Annotated in this window: 12 protein-coding genes; 9 read left to right on the forward strand and 3 right to left on the reverse strand. The window is 41.8% G+C overall.

Annotation, left to right across the window (positions count from 1 at the left end):
• The first annotated feature begins 269 nt into the window (after positions 1 to 269).
• Positions 270 to 1,529, forward strand: coding sequence for a group II intron reverse transcriptase/maturase (ltrA, locus tag ACZ43M_RS08795; RefSeq protein ID WP_464507028.1), 1,260 nt, complete (start codon positions 270 to 272; stop codon positions 1,527 to 1,529).
• Positions 1,530 to 1,746: 217 nt separating this feature from the next.
• Positions 1,747 to 3,183 carry an IS6 family transposase gene (locus ACZ43M_RS08800; protein WP_464503290.1) on the forward strand — a complete coding sequence of 479 codons (1,437 nt, stop codon included), beginning with the start codon at positions 1,747 to 1,749 and terminating at the stop codon, positions 3,181 to 3,183.
• A gap of 1,480 nt (positions 3,184 to 4,663) precedes the next feature.
• Here the strand turns inward: ACZ43M_RS08800 and ACZ43M_RS08805 are convergent.
• A complete protein-coding gene (locus ACZ43M_RS08805) occupies positions 4,664 to 5,560 on the reverse strand; it encodes a nuclease-related domain-containing protein (RefSeq protein WP_464507029.1) in 897 nt (298 codons plus the stop codon).
• Positions 5,561 to 5,833: 273 nt separating this feature from the next.
• Complete coding sequence (locus tag ACZ43M_RS08810; protein ID WP_464507030.1) at positions 5,834 to 6,298, reverse strand: hypothetical protein; 465 nt, start codon at positions 6,296 to 6,298, stop codon at positions 5,834 to 5,836.
• A 217-nt stretch (positions 6,299 to 6,515) separates the two neighbouring features.
• On the opposite strand from ACZ43M_RS08810, the gene ACZ43M_RS08815 reads away from it, so the two are divergent.
• Together ACZ43M_RS08815 and ACZ43M_RS08820 are read left to right on the forward strand one after the other, a co-directional pair.
• Positions 6,516 to 7,262, forward strand: coding sequence for an iron-containing alcohol dehydrogenase (locus ACZ43M_RS08815; RefSeq protein ID WP_464507031.1), 747 nt, complete (start codon positions 6,516 to 6,518; stop codon positions 7,260 to 7,262).
• Between the two features lie 60 nt (positions 7,263 to 7,322).
• Positions 7,323 to 8,249 carry an aldo/keto reductase gene (locus ACZ43M_RS08820; protein WP_464507032.1) on the forward strand — a complete coding sequence of 309 codons (927 nt, stop codon included), beginning with the start codon at positions 7,323 to 7,325 and terminating at the stop codon, positions 8,247 to 8,249.
• A 58-nt stretch (positions 8,250 to 8,307) separates the two neighbouring features.
• Here the strand turns inward: ACZ43M_RS08820 and ACZ43M_RS08825 are convergent, their stop codons facing one another.
• The gene (locus ACZ43M_RS08825; protein ID WP_464507033.1) at positions 8,308 to 9,477 is read right to left on the reverse strand and encodes a pyridoxal-phosphate-dependent aminotransferase family protein; all 1,170 of its coding nucleotides are present in this window, start codon (positions 9,475 to 9,477) and stop codon (positions 8,308 to 8,310) included.
• A 237-nt stretch (positions 9,478 to 9,714) separates the two neighbouring features.
• Here ACZ43M_RS08825 and yknW point away from each other — a divergent pair, with 237 nt between their 5' ends.
• The 5 genes from yknW to ACZ43M_RS08850 all read left to right on the forward strand — a co-directional run bounded on the left by yknW (position 9,715) and on the right by ACZ43M_RS08850 (position 15,329).
• Positions 9,715 to 10,371: a YknW family membrane protein gene (gene yknW, locus ACZ43M_RS08830; protein WP_464507034.1), complete on the forward strand. Its 657-nt coding sequence runs from the start codon at positions 9,715 to 9,717 to the stop codon at positions 10,369 to 10,371.
• 112 nt (positions 10,372 to 10,483) lie between these two features.
• Positions 10,484 to 11,611 carry an efflux RND transporter periplasmic adaptor subunit gene (locus tag ACZ43M_RS08835; protein ID WP_464507035.1) on the forward strand — a complete coding sequence of 376 codons (1,128 nt, stop codon included), beginning with the start codon at positions 10,484 to 10,486 and terminating at the stop codon, positions 11,609 to 11,611.
• Entirely contained in the window at positions 11,608 to 12,294 is a 687-nt protein-coding gene (locus ACZ43M_RS08840) for an ABC transporter ATP-binding protein (protein ID WP_464507036.1), read from the forward strand. Before ACZ43M_RS08835 ends, ACZ43M_RS08840 begins: the two co-directional genes overlap by 4 nt.
• A gap of 2 nt (positions 12,295 to 12,296) precedes the next feature.
• Positions 12,297 to 13,490, forward strand: a complete 1,194-nt coding sequence (locus ACZ43M_RS08845; RefSeq protein WP_464507037.1) for an ABC transporter permease — start codon at positions 12,297 to 12,299, stop codon at positions 13,488 to 13,490.
• Positions 13,491 to 13,646: 156 nt separating this feature from the next.
• Positions 13,647 to 15,329 carry an ABC1 kinase family protein gene (locus ACZ43M_RS08850; protein WP_464507038.1) on the forward strand — a complete coding sequence of 561 codons (1,683 nt, stop codon included), beginning with the start codon at positions 13,647 to 13,649 and terminating at the stop codon, positions 15,327 to 15,329.
• Positions 15,330 to 15,511 lie beyond the last annotated feature (182 nt).

A 15,511-nucleotide genomic window follows, 5' to 3' on the forward strand; every position in this document is an offset into this window, starting at 1 on the left:
CAAGTACACTTGGTAACCTATTTAGTAATGGATAGCTGAACAATCAGAAGTCAGCAGAAGTCATAGTACCATTCTACCTCGAGAAAGAATGGGAAGGACTGAACTGTTAAGAAAGAATGAAATCTGCACATTCGGTGATTGCATTGAACACAGACAATCCGTAAGGACTTACCTAAAGGAGGAAGCGGTGAACCCGCTGGGGACTCTAGGAGGGTGGAGCAAGAATCGGCATAAACAGAAACTTCATTCACGTAGAAAGGAATAACATCATGTTAATGGAACAAATCTTGTCACGAGAAAATCTCTTATCTGCCCTTAAGCGGGTAGAGCAGAACAAAGGAAGTCACGGCATAGACGGAATGTCCGTAAAATCCCTACGACGACATCTCTATGAAAACTGGGATTCCCTTCGGGAAGCTTTGAGAACAGGTAACTATCAACCTTCCCCTGTTCGCCGTGTCGAAATCCCGAAACCAAGCGGAGGGGTAAGGCTCTTAGGAATACCTACTGTGACAGACCGTTTCATTCAGCAGGCAATTGCCCAGATATTAACCCCAATGTATGACCAAACCTTTTCTGAAAATAGTTATGGCTTCCGACCTAATAGGAGTGCTCATGGTGCAATAAGAAAGGCAAAGGGATATATCAAGGAGGGGTTACGCTGGGTAATTGATATGGACTTAGAAAAGTTCTTTGACAAGGTCAATCATGACAAATTAATGGCTATACTCGCTAAAAGAACTGAAGACCGTATGCTTCTCAGACTAATCCGGAAATATCTTCAGTCAGGTGTAATGCTTAATGGTGTCGTTCAATCAACAGATGAAGGTACTCCGCAAGGAGGACCTCTCAGTCCTCTACTTTCAAACATAATTCTTGATAAATTAGATAAAGAATTAGAAGCCAGAGGGCATAAGTTTGTCCGATATGCAGATGACTGCAACATTTATGTTAAGTCATTAAAAGCAGGGCGACGTGTCATGGAATCAGTTACGACATTTATTGAGCAGAAACTAAAGCTGAAGGTAAACAGGGATAAGTCGGCAGTAGACCGTCCATGGAAACGGAAGTTTCTTGGTTTCAGTTTTACTTGGAACAAAGAACCGAAGGTGCGAATTGCGAAAGAAAGTATCAAGCGCTTTAAGTCGAAGATTCGTGAAATTACCTCACGGTCAAAACCTCTTCCAATTGAAATAAGGATTGAAATGTTAAACCGTTACCTAACAGGATGGTGCGGGTACTTCGCTTTAGCTGACACTCCAAGTAAATTCAAAAAATTCGATGAATGGATTAGAAGAAGGCTCAGAATGTGCGAATGGAAACAGTGGAAGAAATCCAAAACCAGAGTTAGGAAACTAATTGGCTTTGGTGTCCCTGAATATAAAGCATATGAATGGGGCAACACCAGGAAGAAATACTGGAGAGTCGCATGTAGTCCAATATTACACAAAACCCTCGATAACTCTTATTGGAGTCATCGAGGGCTTAGAAGTCTATATAATCGTTATGAAATTTTGCGTCAATCTTAATAGAACCGCCGTATACCGAACGGTACGTACGGTGGTGTGAGAGGTCGGGGGTTAGTCACCCCCTCCTACTCGATCGTATTGTAAAAACTTTTATAAGAAATAGGCTATAAAATACCTAGATAGAGGGCTTTATAAGCAAAAAAATTGCCACCCCCTGAAATCTAAGGATAATTGAGGTTACCACACACCCAACAACCTAGATTAAGGAAGTGACAAGTTGTACCCTCAAATTATAACCTATTTATTAACTTTTATTAAGTACCAAGAACAAATAATTCGAACATTACTTACCCTTCTTATTGGGAAGGGGATGTTTGAAAAGCCTGAGGAAAAACCTGTAAATAAACCTTATCGTAAACTCCAGGTGGATGATCTTCCGATCATCGAAACCATTCAGAAACTTGATTACCGAAGCCTCCTAACCGAATACCTGGAGAAGAACGGTAAACAACTAAAACCTGTTCAAAGGCGTTCGAATACAAAGGCATGTGTGCCCAAGTCAATGAAATGTCCGCAGTGTGGTGCTCCAGCGGATTATCTTTATGCCAATAATGGAGGCAAAGGACAGTTTCAATGTAAGGTGTGTGCCTGTCTTTTCAATGATAAAAATCGCTATTCGAAGGAGGCTATTTTGAAGTGTCCTCATTGTTCTAGGACCCTTGAGAAAGTCAAAGAGCGAAAAGACTTTGACGTGTACAAGTGTAAAAATAATGACTGTTCCTACTACCAGCAGAAACTGAATGGCATGTCTGCGAAAGAGAAGAAACAGTTTAAAAAGGATCCACAAGCCTTTAAATTAAGATATATCTTCCGGCAGTTCCACATTGATTTTCAGCCATTGTCAAAGGCTTCTCCTAAGAAACCAAAGGTTGACTTGGCCAGGCTTTATGTGTCGCCACATACATTGGGGCTTATTTTAACCTATCACGTTAACTATGGCCTTTCGGCCCGGAAGACAGCTGCACTCATGAAAGATATCCATGGTGTTTCTATATCGCATCAAAGCATTTTAAATTACGAGAACGCAGTTGCATTAATCCTTAAACCTTACGTAGACCACTATCCCTACGAGCTTTCTGATCAGTTCTGTGGGGACGAAACCTATATTAGGGTTCAAGGTCGTTGGCATTACTTGTTCTTCTTCTTTGATGCGGTAAAAAAGATCATTCTGTCTTATCCAGTGTCAGCAAATCGAGATACAGCGACAGCAATCCGTGCCATTGATGATGTCCTAATGAAATTTAAAGAGATTCCGGAAGATCTTACATTTGTGGTGGACGGCAATCCGATATATCTCTTAGCCCAACACTTTTACGCCCAGCATGATATTCACTTTGACATTACTCAGGTCATTGGGCTTACCAATGAAGATCCTGTATCAAAGGAGTATAGGCCTCTCAAACAAGTGATTGAAAGACTCAATCGCACATTTAAGGGCAATTATCGCTCAACACACGGGTTTGGGTCCGAACATGGGTCTGTTTCGTTTGTGACGCTTTTTGTGGCTTACTTTAACTTTTTACGGCCTCACTCAGCGTTAGAAGGTAATGTGCCAGTGGTTAATCCAGAGCTCTTACTGCGACCGAATATGCCTGCACGCTGGACTAAATTAATAGGTTTAGCTCAAGATTGGATCATTGAACAAACAGTCTAACTTTTTGTTTAGCAGAGCCCTTGAACCCACTAGCAACCGGCGAAGCGAACTCTTGACAAACCGAACTTGCCAATGGTTTAAAATGGAAATACCAAGGGCTATTTGGCATGCCTTCTTTTTGTCCCCGTCGCCCTTGATAAAGGAATCTCAAACCATTGGCGTGTTTGTCAAGAGCGGTTGCGGGGCCGACGCACCCAATATGTGGAAAGGAACCTAACCCCTTAAGGAGTTTTCATAGAACTTTTGACACTACCTACTCGATTATCTACAATGGGATTGGGTTATAACGCTTTAGAAAAAATAGTGATATATCTTGATGTTTATAACTGTCTAGAAGAAAACCAGCTGAACGTCAAGTAAGAGAGGTTACATGACGTATTTGAGAAGAAAATTAGGCGAAACGCGTCATGAGAGCAGGTTGCATGACGTGTTTGAGAAGAAAACCAGGTGAAACGCGTCATGAGAGCAGGGTTCATGACGCGTTTGAGAAGAAAACCAGGTGAAACGAGTCATGAGAGCAGGTTGCATGACGCGTTTGAGAAGAAAACCAGTTGAAACGCGTCATGAGAGCAGGTTGCATGACGCGTTTGAGAAGAAAACCAGTTGAAACGCGTCATGAGAGCAGTGTGCATGACGCGTTTGAGAAGAAAACCAGTCGAAACGCGTCTTGAGAGCAGGTTGCATGACGCGTTTGAGAAGAAAACCAGGTGAAACGCGTCATGAGAGCAGGTTGCATGACGTGTTTGAGAAGAAAACCAGTCAAAACGTGTCATGAGAGCAGGTTGCATGACGCGTTTGAGAAGAAAACCAGTTGAAACGCGTCATGAGAGCAGGGTACATGACGCGTTTGAGAAGAAAACCAGGTGAAACGCGTCATGAGAGCAGGGTACATGACGCGTTTGGGAAGAAAACCAGTTGAAACGCGTCATGAGAGCAGGGTGCATGACGCGTTTGAGAAGAAAACCAGGTGAAACGCGTCATGAGAGCAGGTTGCATGACGCGTTTGGGAAGAAAATCAGTCGAAACGCGTTATGAGAGCAGTGTGCATGACGCGTTTGGGAAGAAAATCATTCAAAACGCGTCAAGAAAGCAGGTTGCATGACGAGTTTGGGAAGAAAATCAGGTGAAACGCGTCAAGAAAGCAGGGTACATGACGCGTTTGAGAAGAAAACCAGGTGAAACGCGTCATGAGAGCAGTGTGCATGACGCGTTTGGGAAGAAAACCAGTTGAAACGCGTCATGAGAGCAGGTTGCATGACGCGTTTGAGAAGAAAACCAGGTGAAACGCGTCATGAGAGCAGGTTGCATGACGCGTTTGAGAAGAAAACCAGTCGAAACGCGTAATGAGAGCAGGTTGCATGACGCGTTTGAGAAGAAAATCAGTCAAAACGCGTCATGAGAGCAGTGCATGACGCGCCTAGCTGAATACGTCATGAGAGCTGGGTACTTGAAATAGATACTACTAATTATTTAATAGTGTTTACATATAAAAGCGATAGTTCCTTTCCCCAACACATTTAAAATTTTGAATTAAGACCCTTCTAATAGTCCTTTTTAACACAACTCCTCCACACCACTCATAAACAACATTGGTCGTTATCCGAATCTCCGGAAACAGCATCATTAACTCCCGCACATTCCGGACAATAGCAGCGTCTACCAGCTCTTCTGTTCCGCAATTTCGACAAACCAGCTTATTTCCATTCACAAAAGTTGAAAGCTTGTGGCACATTCCGCAGCTGTTACCCTTTTTCAAACTCGCAAAGTCATATGGAGGATACGTCGCAAAAGGAGAATCCACTAAATCAAGTGACATTAACAAATCTGCCAGTTTCTCATGACCGTCGTTTAGCTTTGAGTATTCTGTATTTAACTTTTTTAAAAAACGATTTACTTGTGTCGGGAGTATAATAGATTCATTTTTAGGAGCATATAAGGTAAATTCGGGGTTGATATAAACCAAGTAAGATTCAATCGTAAAGTGAAGTCCATATTGTTGGAGTAGTTGGCCGAATAAGTCGTCAGCACGTTGTAATTGATTCAATGGGTTTTTCAAGATTTTATCCGCTTTTCTTAAACGTCCATCAGGGTCGTACTGGTAGTCGCCTTCGTAGTTTTTTACATCAATGAGATAAATCTTTTTCTGGAAAGTCATGACCTTGTCAATCTGAAAAATGCTATCGCCAGACTTGAGCCACAGTCCGTTTATGATGTTGCATTTATTCTGGAGCATCCCATCAGTCATGGAATCAAATTTAATCTCTCCCGCAAAGCCCTTTTCTAATCTCCATAATTCGGATTCTAACAGAACATTCCTTGCATTCAACGACCTTGACATCAATAGTTCCTTTGGCACCTGCCGGGGTTTCTTCAGCATAATTCCACCATCCTTTATTTAAAAAGTACCAACTATAATTTTACAAAAAATTCCCGGCATTAAAGATAGAACAAATGAATCTTTTGTTAACTTTTGTTGATTCAATAAAGTGGTGTTACAAATTTTAAAAAATGAAGCTTCTACATCAAACGAAAACAAAAAACTCACAAAGTGAGGACTAAAAAAACATTCCCAACTTTATGAGTCACGATACTCAAAATATTGAACCGCCGTTAACAAAACCGTACGTATAGTGGTGCTAGAGCTAGTGGATTATATTACCCTCCTACTCAGTTTTATCATAATCGCCCGTAAAATAAGCCCTATGATCAAACCAGGTATTACAGATAACATCGGCAGCCAGACAGGACCAAACAAGATGCCGAGAATCTTTAAATCAGAAGAATAGATACAACCAACGGTGACAAAATAAGCCGCAAATACAAATGGCAGGAAGGAATACTTGTCACGGCCCCCGCCAGCATCCTTAAATGCATCCCACATGGCAAAGAAATATAAACATGGATAAAACATCAGCCACTGGTAATTGGCAAGCGAAATCGCCTTTTCAATCTCCCAGTGAAAACTTAACATAATGATTGAATTAAAATTAGCCTGAGAGTTCACAAGGAATTCCAAAAAAATAAAAACAAGGCCTTTGAGGTATTTTTTATTGAGAAATTGCCCAAATCCTGGAAGGGCAATGCTCCAAAGCAATTTTTCAATCGGGTTAGACACATTTTTTTCTCCTTCCAAGGAGTGTGTGAGATACAAAAGTCCTATGTATGATGCAATGCTATATTTATATTCAATTTGCCCTAAAATTGTAGAGAATATGAATCCTTATGCGTTATAAAATCCATTAGAGCTACAGATTCCCACAAATTTTTTTCCTGTCCTAAGCTATTATATGGGTATGCGATATTTATTTATGTAATGTGTGGAGGGGATTCTAATGAGCGTAGGGATAACCAATTTCAGAACACCACAGAGTATTGTTTTCGGAACAGGAGCATTTGAAAGAATCGGCGAAGAAGCCAAATCAAGAGGAGAGAAAGCCCTAATCATTTCGGATAAGGTGATGGACTCCCTTGGTTTTGTAAAGAGATGTATTGATAGCCTGGCACACCAAGGTATTACTGCCAGAATTTATTTAGGGGTAGACACTGAGCCAACCGATCTGTATGTAACCGAAGCACTTGACCTTTTTATAACTGAGAAATGCGATATCTTGATTTCACTTGGAGGCGGGAGTTGCATTGATACTGCCAAAGCGGTCTCAGTAATAGCGTCGAACGGCGGTGTGATAGGAGATTACGCCGGAGCAGGAGGAAAGGTGGCTTTATTGTGGCCGATTCCCCATATTGCCATTCCGACAACGGCCGGGACTGGTTCGGAAGCAACTGACGTCACCGTGATAACAAATGCGGTGACTGATGTAAAATTAATGGTCAAGCAGGAAACGCTGGCCAATCTGGCAGTGGAATCTGTAAAAAATCTTTGCCTACAGTTGAAAATTCCAAATCTTAAGGACTGGGGTATAAATCATGCTAATTTCACAGCATCCATCGATAAGATGGCACAAGATGCGCTTGATAGCGGCAGCCCGGCTAATAATCCAAGAGTACCAACGAAACAGGAAATCAAAGACTTATATCGGATTTGTTATGATTATGATTTTACTGTTAAAAGTTTTATATAACGGCAGATACTGTTAAAATGGATATGATCGTAAAATAAATCTAAATAAGGAGGGTCAGCAATGAAATACATAAAGATCGCCAACAGTGACTTAAACGTCTCAAACATGATTATGGGCAACATGCGTTTAACTCAGCTTGCCATCCCAGAAGCAAAAAAATTAATTCGCACAGCAATGGAAGAAGGCATCAATTTCTTTGACCATGCGGATATCTATGGGAGAGGAAAGTGTGAGGAAATTTTCTCTGAAGCAATTGGAATGAATCCAAGTATCCGTGACAACATGATACTGCAAAGCAAATGCGGGATTCGCGTACCGGAGGGCTATTTTGATTTCTCAAAGGAGCATATTATCCGGTCTGTAGATGGGATTTTAAATCGGCTAAATACGGATTATCTTGATATTTTACTGTTACATCGACCAGATCCGTTAATGGAGCCTGAGGAAGTCGCGGAAGCATTCCAGCAACTACATAATAGCGGCAAAGTAAAATATTTTGGGGTGTCGAACCACAATCCGGCCCAAATTGAACTGCTGCAAAAGTACATTCCATATAAACTGATTATCAACCAATTGCAGTTAAGCATTGCTCATACACCAATGATTGATGCCGGGATTGCGCTGAATATGAATATCGACCAAAGTATTAATCGTGATAGCAGTATTTTGGAATATTCCCGTTTAAACGAGATGACCATTCAGGCGTGGTCACCATTCCAGCATGGCTTTTTTGAAGGTGTTTTTCTGGGGGATACGGAGCGTTATCAAGAGTTAAACAAAACAATTGATTTGATAGCCGAAAAATATGGTGTAACCAACACGGCTATTGCTGTTGCTTGGATTACTCGTCATCCGGCCAACATTCAGGTCGTCCTTGGCACGACAAACCCGCAGCGGATGAAGGATGCATGCGCCGGTTCCGAACTTAAGTTAACGCGGGAAGAGTGGTACGAAATCTATAAAGCAGCCGGGAATATTGTACCTTAATAATAAAATAAAAACTTGGAGCATATCAATTTTGCTCCAAGTTTTTTCAATTAGAGTATTAAACTTCTTGCGGTGTCAGGCACTGTTTCAGGCTTTGAACTGCCTGAACAGGATTGACGGAAAATCCCATTTCATTCATCGTTTCTCCAATTATAGTAACCGCTTTTTCTAGCATTTCCTCTGTAGTATTGCCCATATGTCCGATGCGGAATGCTTTGCCTGCCAGATGGGCAAGTGATCCGGCAACAATTACGCCTTTTTCTGCAAGCGCGGCACGGAAAGCTGCGTCGTTTAATCCATCCGGATATAATATACAGCTTAATGTTGCAGCCGCGACTTTCTCTTCTGCCAGTGCCTTCATGCCGTATTGAGCAAGGGCTGTCCTTACTGCTTTACCATAGAGTTGATGACGGCGATAGCGTTTCTCCATTCCTTCGGCAAGGACCAATTTCATTCCTTCATCGTAGGCGTAAATCAGGTTGACCGGTGGTGTGGCAAAATACTTACCCGGGTCATTCATAATTGGAATCCAATTATAAATATCACAATAATAAGCAGGTACCCGTTCGATTTGTTCCCGGGCTGCCAACGCTGTTTGGTTGAAAGCAACAACAGCCAGTCCTGGCGGCACACCAATAGCTTTTTGCGATCCGGTTAATACCACATCAATTTTATAATCAGGTTGTCCATAAGTCTTGCTCATATCTTCTTCCATTGCAGCCGTTGCGCAGACTCCGTCGAGAATCACTAACGCACCATGTTTTTTAATGATTGGTACGAGCGCATCCAAATCAGCGGCCACCCCTGTAGAAGTATCGGCATGGGTAATACTTACTGCCTTATAATTTCCATTAGCTAGCTTCGCCTCAACCTCGGACGGCTCAACCTGCTTGCCCCATTCTGATTGCAGAACATCCACCTGTATGCCAAATGCCTTCCCTAAATGGATAAACCTGTCTCCGAAATACCCCTGGCTAATAACAAGAAGTTTCTCATCTGCGGTAACAGTATTTACAAGGGCCATTTCCATTGCCAATGTTCCAGAACCGGAAATAACAAATACTTCTCCATCTGTTTTAAGCATTTCTCTTGTTTTCTCAATTGCATTTTTGTAAATGGTAACAAATCTTGGGTCAGTATGACCTCGTGTTTCTTGACTCAGTGCATCATAAATGGAATCTACGACAGGTGTCGGTCCAGGTATGAGCAGCATCTCTAGGTTACGCATGTATGTATCCTCCTGTCTATCTGATAATAGTTCCTAATAATTAATCTTCGATATGAAAAAAGTAAATCCTCTTTTTTTTTGAAAACTAATAGTTTGTATAAATAATCAGGGGATAAGAATAAGGGGACTTTAAAATGATTAACAGAGTCTTCAAGGGAAATGTGAAACTTTTCTCGAACATTGTCGTATAATCAAATTGTAAAGTTTTTTACATAATTGGAAACAGGGGGTTATACGATGGAAATGCAAAAGAAAGAGAATCCTAGTTTAATAGGGATGTTCACCAGTCCAGGGGAGCAGTTCGAAAGAATCAGACAGAATCCAAAAACTTGGATTCCGTTGCTTCTTATAAGTATCCTTTATGGCGTCGGCATGGGATTAATGGCTTTATCGATGAATGTGACAACGTTAATTGACCAAGGAATCCCTGAGGACCAAGCCGAACTTATTCTTGGTATTACGAGAATTACAGTTGGGGTTACGGGCATTATTACACCGATCATTAGTATTTTGGTCAGCAGTGCGATCTATTTGTTGATTGCCAAAATTTCGGGTTCATCTGTTTCGTTTAAGCAATTATTTTCAATGAATACATTTATTATGTTTATCGGGGCTATTGGTCTCCTGCTTAATATGGTAATCCGCTACGCCATTGGCGGAAATCCGGAAGTCTACTTGACAAGTTTGGCCGGAGTATTAAATCTGGATAAACCAGGAGCTCTAGGGTCCATTGAGGTATTTGGGATCTGGACAACGATTCTAACCGCGATAGGACTTCATAAAACAGGAGGCTTCTCAAAAGGTCTGGCGTGGACGGTGGCCATTGTCTTCTTCCTAATCACCATTGGTTTCGGACTGATTGGGACTGCTCTACAAGGAGCTCCAAAGCTATAAATGAATTGAAATCACCAAAACCTTGCACCAAAAAAATTGGCATCAATTGAAAGGAGATTAAGGTCAAGGCTGCTGACCTGGATTTTACCGGCCTAGCCTTGACCGATTTAATATGAAAAAGAAAACATGGATTGTCATCGGCGTCGTAAGCTTGCTAGTCATTATGATTTCTGTAAGTGTTTACCGTCAGGCGTTTGCCAAGGGACCGGCTGTTAAAACAATAGAGCTAAGCAAGGAGGAAATTTCTTCACTCTTGATGGTCCCGGGGACTGTTAAACTTGAGGCAGAACAGCTTGTATATGCCTCGCCGGAAAAGGGAGAATTTAAGGAGATTTTAGTAGAGGAAGGACAAAGCGTCAAGAAAGACAGTGTTATCGCCCGATTGCAAAATCCTCAGCTTCAATTAGAAATCGAGCAAAATAAAATCGCGATTGAAACGGCAAATTTAAAAATCTCGCAGCTTGATAAACGAACAAAACAATTGAAAGATAAGGAAAAAACACTGATTGATCAAGTTGGGAAGGACCAAGCGAAAAAACAGCTTGATCCTGAATTCGAACAAATTGATATGGAAAAGAAACTGGCCAACCTTGATTTGAAGCAGGCTAACCTGCAAAAAGATATGATTGCAACGCGCCAAAGTGATCTAGAAATAAAAAGTACAATCGATGGCGTGGTGCTAATCGCAAAAAAATTGCCAATATCTTCAGCTGCAAATGCCGGAGCAGAGCCGATTATACATATAGGAAAACTGGATAGTATGAATGCTTCAGGACTATTATCGGAATATGACACCTTAAAGGTAACCGGCGGCCAGAAGGTTGTTATTCGTTCTGATGCGGTCCCGAATCAGGAGTGGCAGGGGGAAATTACCAAGATTGCCGTGCTGCCGCAAGCTAGCCAGGCAGGACTTGCAGATGGCAGCCAAGCCGTCCAATACCCTGTAACTGTAAAAATCACTGGAGACCTAAAATCTTTAAAACCGGGTTTTCAGGTGTTGATGGAAATCGAAACGGAAAATAAGACTGCCTCGGTCCTGCCAATTGAAGCTATTCATGATGATGGTGACGACCCGTATGTGTATCTAGTAAAAGAAGGTAAGGTTTACAAACAGAAAGTGAAAACGGGGATTACCTCCGGTGAGAAAATAGAAATTCTTGAAGGGATTTCTGAAAAAGATATGATTATCGTAAAGGGGCCGGATAAATTGCGTGATGGGATGGAAGTGACAACGCAATGATCCGGTTTGAATCTATCACTAAATCCTTTTTGGTTGGCAAAGAATCCATAGATATCTTGAAGAATATTAGTCTTACAATTGAAGAGGGAGAATTTGTCGCGATTATGGGACCATCGGGTTCCGGAAAGTCTACTTTAATGAATATCATCGGCTGTTTGGATAAGCCGAGCTCAGGGCAATATTTTCTTGGCGGTGAAAATGTTTCGACCTATAACGATAAAGAACTGGCCCGAGTCCGAAATATGTCAATCGGATTTGTTTTTCAGCAATTCCATCTATTGCCCCGGCTGACAGCTTTGAAAAATGTGGAACTGCCGATGATTTACGCCGGTATATCCAAAGGAGAACGTCAGGACCGGGCTGAAGACGCACTAAGAAAAATGGGTCTTGATGATCGCATGGATCACCTTCCGAATGCCTTGTCAGGCGGGCAAAAACAGCGGGTGGCCATTGCCCGTTCGATTGTCAACAGACCAAAACTCATTTTGGCAGATGAACCGACTGGAGCACTTGATACCAAAACAAGTATGTCGATTATGGAACAATTTCGTGAGTTGAATCAAGAAGGGGTAACAGTTGTCGTTGTCACCCACGAGCCAGAGGTGGCACAGTTTGCCAACCGAACCATTTTCGTCAGGGACGGTTTAATTCAGGTGCCGGTTGCTGCAGAAGGGGGGCATTAGCAATGAGTTTTATGGAAAATTTGCTGATGGCGCTGAGCTCCCTTAAGGCGCATAAACTGCGGAGTATACTGACCATGCTCGGGATTATCATTGGTGTCGGCGCAGTCATTATTGTAGTAGCAATTGGTCAGGGTGGAGAAGCAATGTTAAAGTCGCAAATTACCGGCCCTGGAAATACAATCGAAATGTTTTATCAGCCTTCCGATGAGGAAATCCGCGCCAACCCCAATATTTTTATGGAGGCTCCATTTAAGCAGGAGGATATTCGGGCACTTGAACAGCTTCCGGAAGTCAAACAGGTCGTGGCATCAAGTACGAAATTATCGGCAGCCCGGTTTCAGCAGGACAGAGCGGATGTTTCCTCGACTGGGATCAATCAAGCCTACCTTAAATTAAATCAATTAAAGGTGGGGAAAGGCAGGAACTTTTCGACTGCGGATTTCCTCGGTGGCAGACGGGTGGGAGTAATCAGTCATAAGCTGCAGGAAGAACTTTTTAAAGGGAAAAGTGCCGTCGGAAAAATTATTACGCTGGCCAATCAGCCAATTGAGATCATTGGTGTACTTGAGAAACCTACAGGGCTCTTGGCCTTTGGATCGATGGAAGTGTATCTCCCATTTCAAACATGGAAAATTATTTATGGCAGCAGTGATTTTACTCAAGTAACCATTCAGGCTGAATCCTCAGAACAGCTGCAGGTGACTGGTAAAAAGGCTGCTAGTCTATTAAACAAAATGCATAATAGTGAAAAATCCTATCAGGTTATCAATATGGAGGAAATCGCTCAAGGTGTGGGGCAGGTCACAAAAATCATGACCTTGATTATCGGAAGTATCGCCGGCATTTCCTTATTCGTAGGCGGTATTGGTGTTATGAATATTATGCTCGTATCGGTAACGGAGCGGACAAGAGAAATCGGGATACGGATGGCTCTTGGCGCAACAAGGGCACAAGTATTAACACAATTCCTGATTGAATCCATTACCTTAACATTAATTGGCGGAATCCTGGGAATATTTCTTGGCTGGGGCACATCCGAAATTGTCAGCTTCTTTGCCGGATGGCCATCCTTGATTTCGTGGCAAGTGGTAGTGGGCGGTGTTTTATTCTCGATGATCATAGGCGTTATTTTCGGTATCCTGCCGGCCAATAAAGCTTCTAAGCTGGATCCAATCGAATCATTGAGGTATGAATAAACGAATGCTTGAATCGAAAGTGTCCACTTTCGGTTCTTTCTTTTTTAAACAAGCCTGCAGGTTTTGAACATTTTGAGGCGAATCATGTATATACTTGAAAGTTCATAAGAAGAATGAGATGGTTAATCAAATAAAGTTAAAATGGTCGTGATGACAATGATTAAAAGGAAAGTTCGGCAAATCTCACGTTCCCGTGATATTGTTTATGCCTTTACCCGACATGGTTTTGGGTTTCTGGTAAAGGAATTAGGGCTGCTGGATTTGTTGGCAGTCCCCAAAAGACTTTTTGTTGAAGGAAGCAAGAGCAGTGAGGGAAAATCGACTGGTGAACGAGTCAGACTATTTCTGGAAGAGCTTGGACCAACATTTGTGAAGATTGGCCAAATTGCCAGTACCAGACCCGATATCATTCCTCCTGAAATCATTAAAGAGCTTGTAAAGCTTCAGGAACAGGTGCCGCCATTTCCCTTCGAAGAGGTGAAGGCAATCGTCGAACAAGAATTGGCAGACTCCCTGGATAACACCTTTGCACAGTTCTCAGAAGAGCCAATTGCCGCAGCCTCGATCGGACAAGTACACGCTGCTACCTTGCTTACAGGGGAAAAAGTAGCGATAAAGGTGCAGCGACCTCAAGTAAAGCAACTGATGGAAACGGATTTGGAAATCCTGCAGGAGCTGGCCAGGCTGGCGGAAGCAAGGATTGAATGGGCAAGAAGATATCAGGTACGGGAAATTATGGAGGAAATTGCGGCTTCCTTGAAATTGGAGCTGGATTATAAGATTGAAGCACGGAATTCAGAAAGAATCGCCAAGCAATTTATTGACAACCCGAAAGTGCTGATCCCCAAAATCTATTGGGAATATACAAACTCGAAAATGATTACCATGGAGTATATTGAAGGAATTAAACTAAATGAAGAGAACATGCTGCACCAAGCAGGCTATAACATTAAAAATCTTGGGGAAACGGTGGTTAATTCTATATTTAAACAAATATTAATACATGGATTCTTCCATGGAGACCCCCATCCAGGCAATATTCTAGCTCTGCCGGGCGAAGTGATTGCTTTAATGGATTTTGGAATAATCGGGCGGCTTAGCCCCGATATGAGAAATCATCTAGCCTCATTTGTTATTGCGTTAATGAATCGAAATACCGATGAAGTTGTCCGTGGGATTACCAATATGGGCCTGGTACCGGACGATGTCAACCACAAACAGCTTCGGCAGGATGTTGATCGGCTGCGTGAAAAATATAGTGATGTTCCGTTTAGTCAGATGAGCATGGGCAAGACTGTCAATGATTTATTTACTGTTGCATTTCGGCATCGGATTCAGTTGCCGACAGATTTGACTATTCTCGGTAAAACACTGCTGACAATTGAAGGTGTCATTGAAAAGCTGGATCCGGAATTAAATATTGTTAAGATTGCCGAACCTTTTGGCCGCCAATTGCTGAAAGAACGGTATCATCCTAAAAATATGGCTGAAAAAATGTGGAGTCAAGTCAATGAGTATGGAGATATATTAACCGAATTGCCTAAACAAGTTAAAGAAATGGCGGCGATCATGTCAAAAGGCAAAATGAAAATTGACCTGACGACTCCGGAAATAGATTTTTTCGTCAAAAAATTAAATCGAATCAGCAACCGAATCTCTTTCAGTATGATCTTCCTTTCTGTCAGCATATTAATGGCCGGAATTATTATCGGGATTTCCATTTCAGGGCAGACCTCAAGTTTTCTGCAGGAATTTCCGATAGTAGAAATTGGCTTTACTGTTGTCATCATCATGTTTCTTTGGTTATTATTTTCCATTTTTAAATCCGGAAGGTTTTAAATAAAAACTGCCAACTGTGTCATTTGCTGTTGGCAGTTTTTTTGCTGTCAAAAGTTATTCACAAAATAATGTTAAGATTTTGTGAACACTCTCTATCTATTTGACAATCTTCGACGACATTACTAGGTTGACAATTTAATTAAGTTGATTTTATCACTGCCCAAAATAAGAAAATCAAGGAT

The sequence above is a fragment of the Neobacillus sp. B24 genome, assembly GCF_055381825.1.

Excerpts from the sequence above, each read along its gene's own strand:
- ACZ43M_RS08825 (WP_464507033.1), bottom strand. The coding sequence starts at position 9,477 with ATGCGTAACCTAGAGATGCTGCTCATACCTGGACCGACACCTGTCGTA.
- ACZ43M_RS08805 (WP_464507029.1), bottom strand. The coding sequence starts at position 5,560 with ATGCTGAAGAAACCCCGGCAGGTGCCAAAGGAACTATTGATGTCAAGG.
- ACZ43M_RS08845 (WP_464507037.1), top strand. The coding sequence starts at position 12,297 with ATGAGTTTTATGGAAAATTTGCTGATGGCGCTGAGCTCCCTTAAGGCG.
- ACZ43M_RS08840 (WP_464507036.1), top strand. The coding sequence starts at position 11,608 with ATGATCCGGTTTGAATCTATCACTAAATCCTTTTTGGTTGGCAAAGAA.
- ACZ43M_RS08850 (WP_464507038.1), top strand. The coding sequence starts at position 13,647 with ATGATTAAAAGGAAAGTTCGGCAAATCTCACGTTCCCGTGATATTGTT.
- ACZ43M_RS08815 (WP_464507031.1), top strand. The coding sequence starts at position 6,516 with ATGAGCGTAGGGATAACCAATTTCAGAACACCACAGAGTATTGTTTTC.
- yknW (WP_464507034.1), top strand. The coding sequence starts at position 9,715 with ATGGAAATGCAAAAGAAAGAGAATCCTAGTTTAATAGGGATGTTCACC.
- ACZ43M_RS08835 (WP_464507035.1), top strand. The coding sequence starts at position 10,484 with ATGAAAAAGAAAACATGGATTGTCATCGGCGTCGTAAGCTTGCTAGTC.
- ACZ43M_RS08820 (WP_464507032.1), top strand. The coding sequence starts at position 7,323 with ATGAAATACATAAAGATCGCCAACAGTGACTTAAACGTCTCAAACATG.
- ltrA (WP_464507028.1), top strand. The coding sequence starts at position 270 with ATGTTAATGGAACAAATCTTGTCACGAGAAAATCTCTTATCTGCCCTT.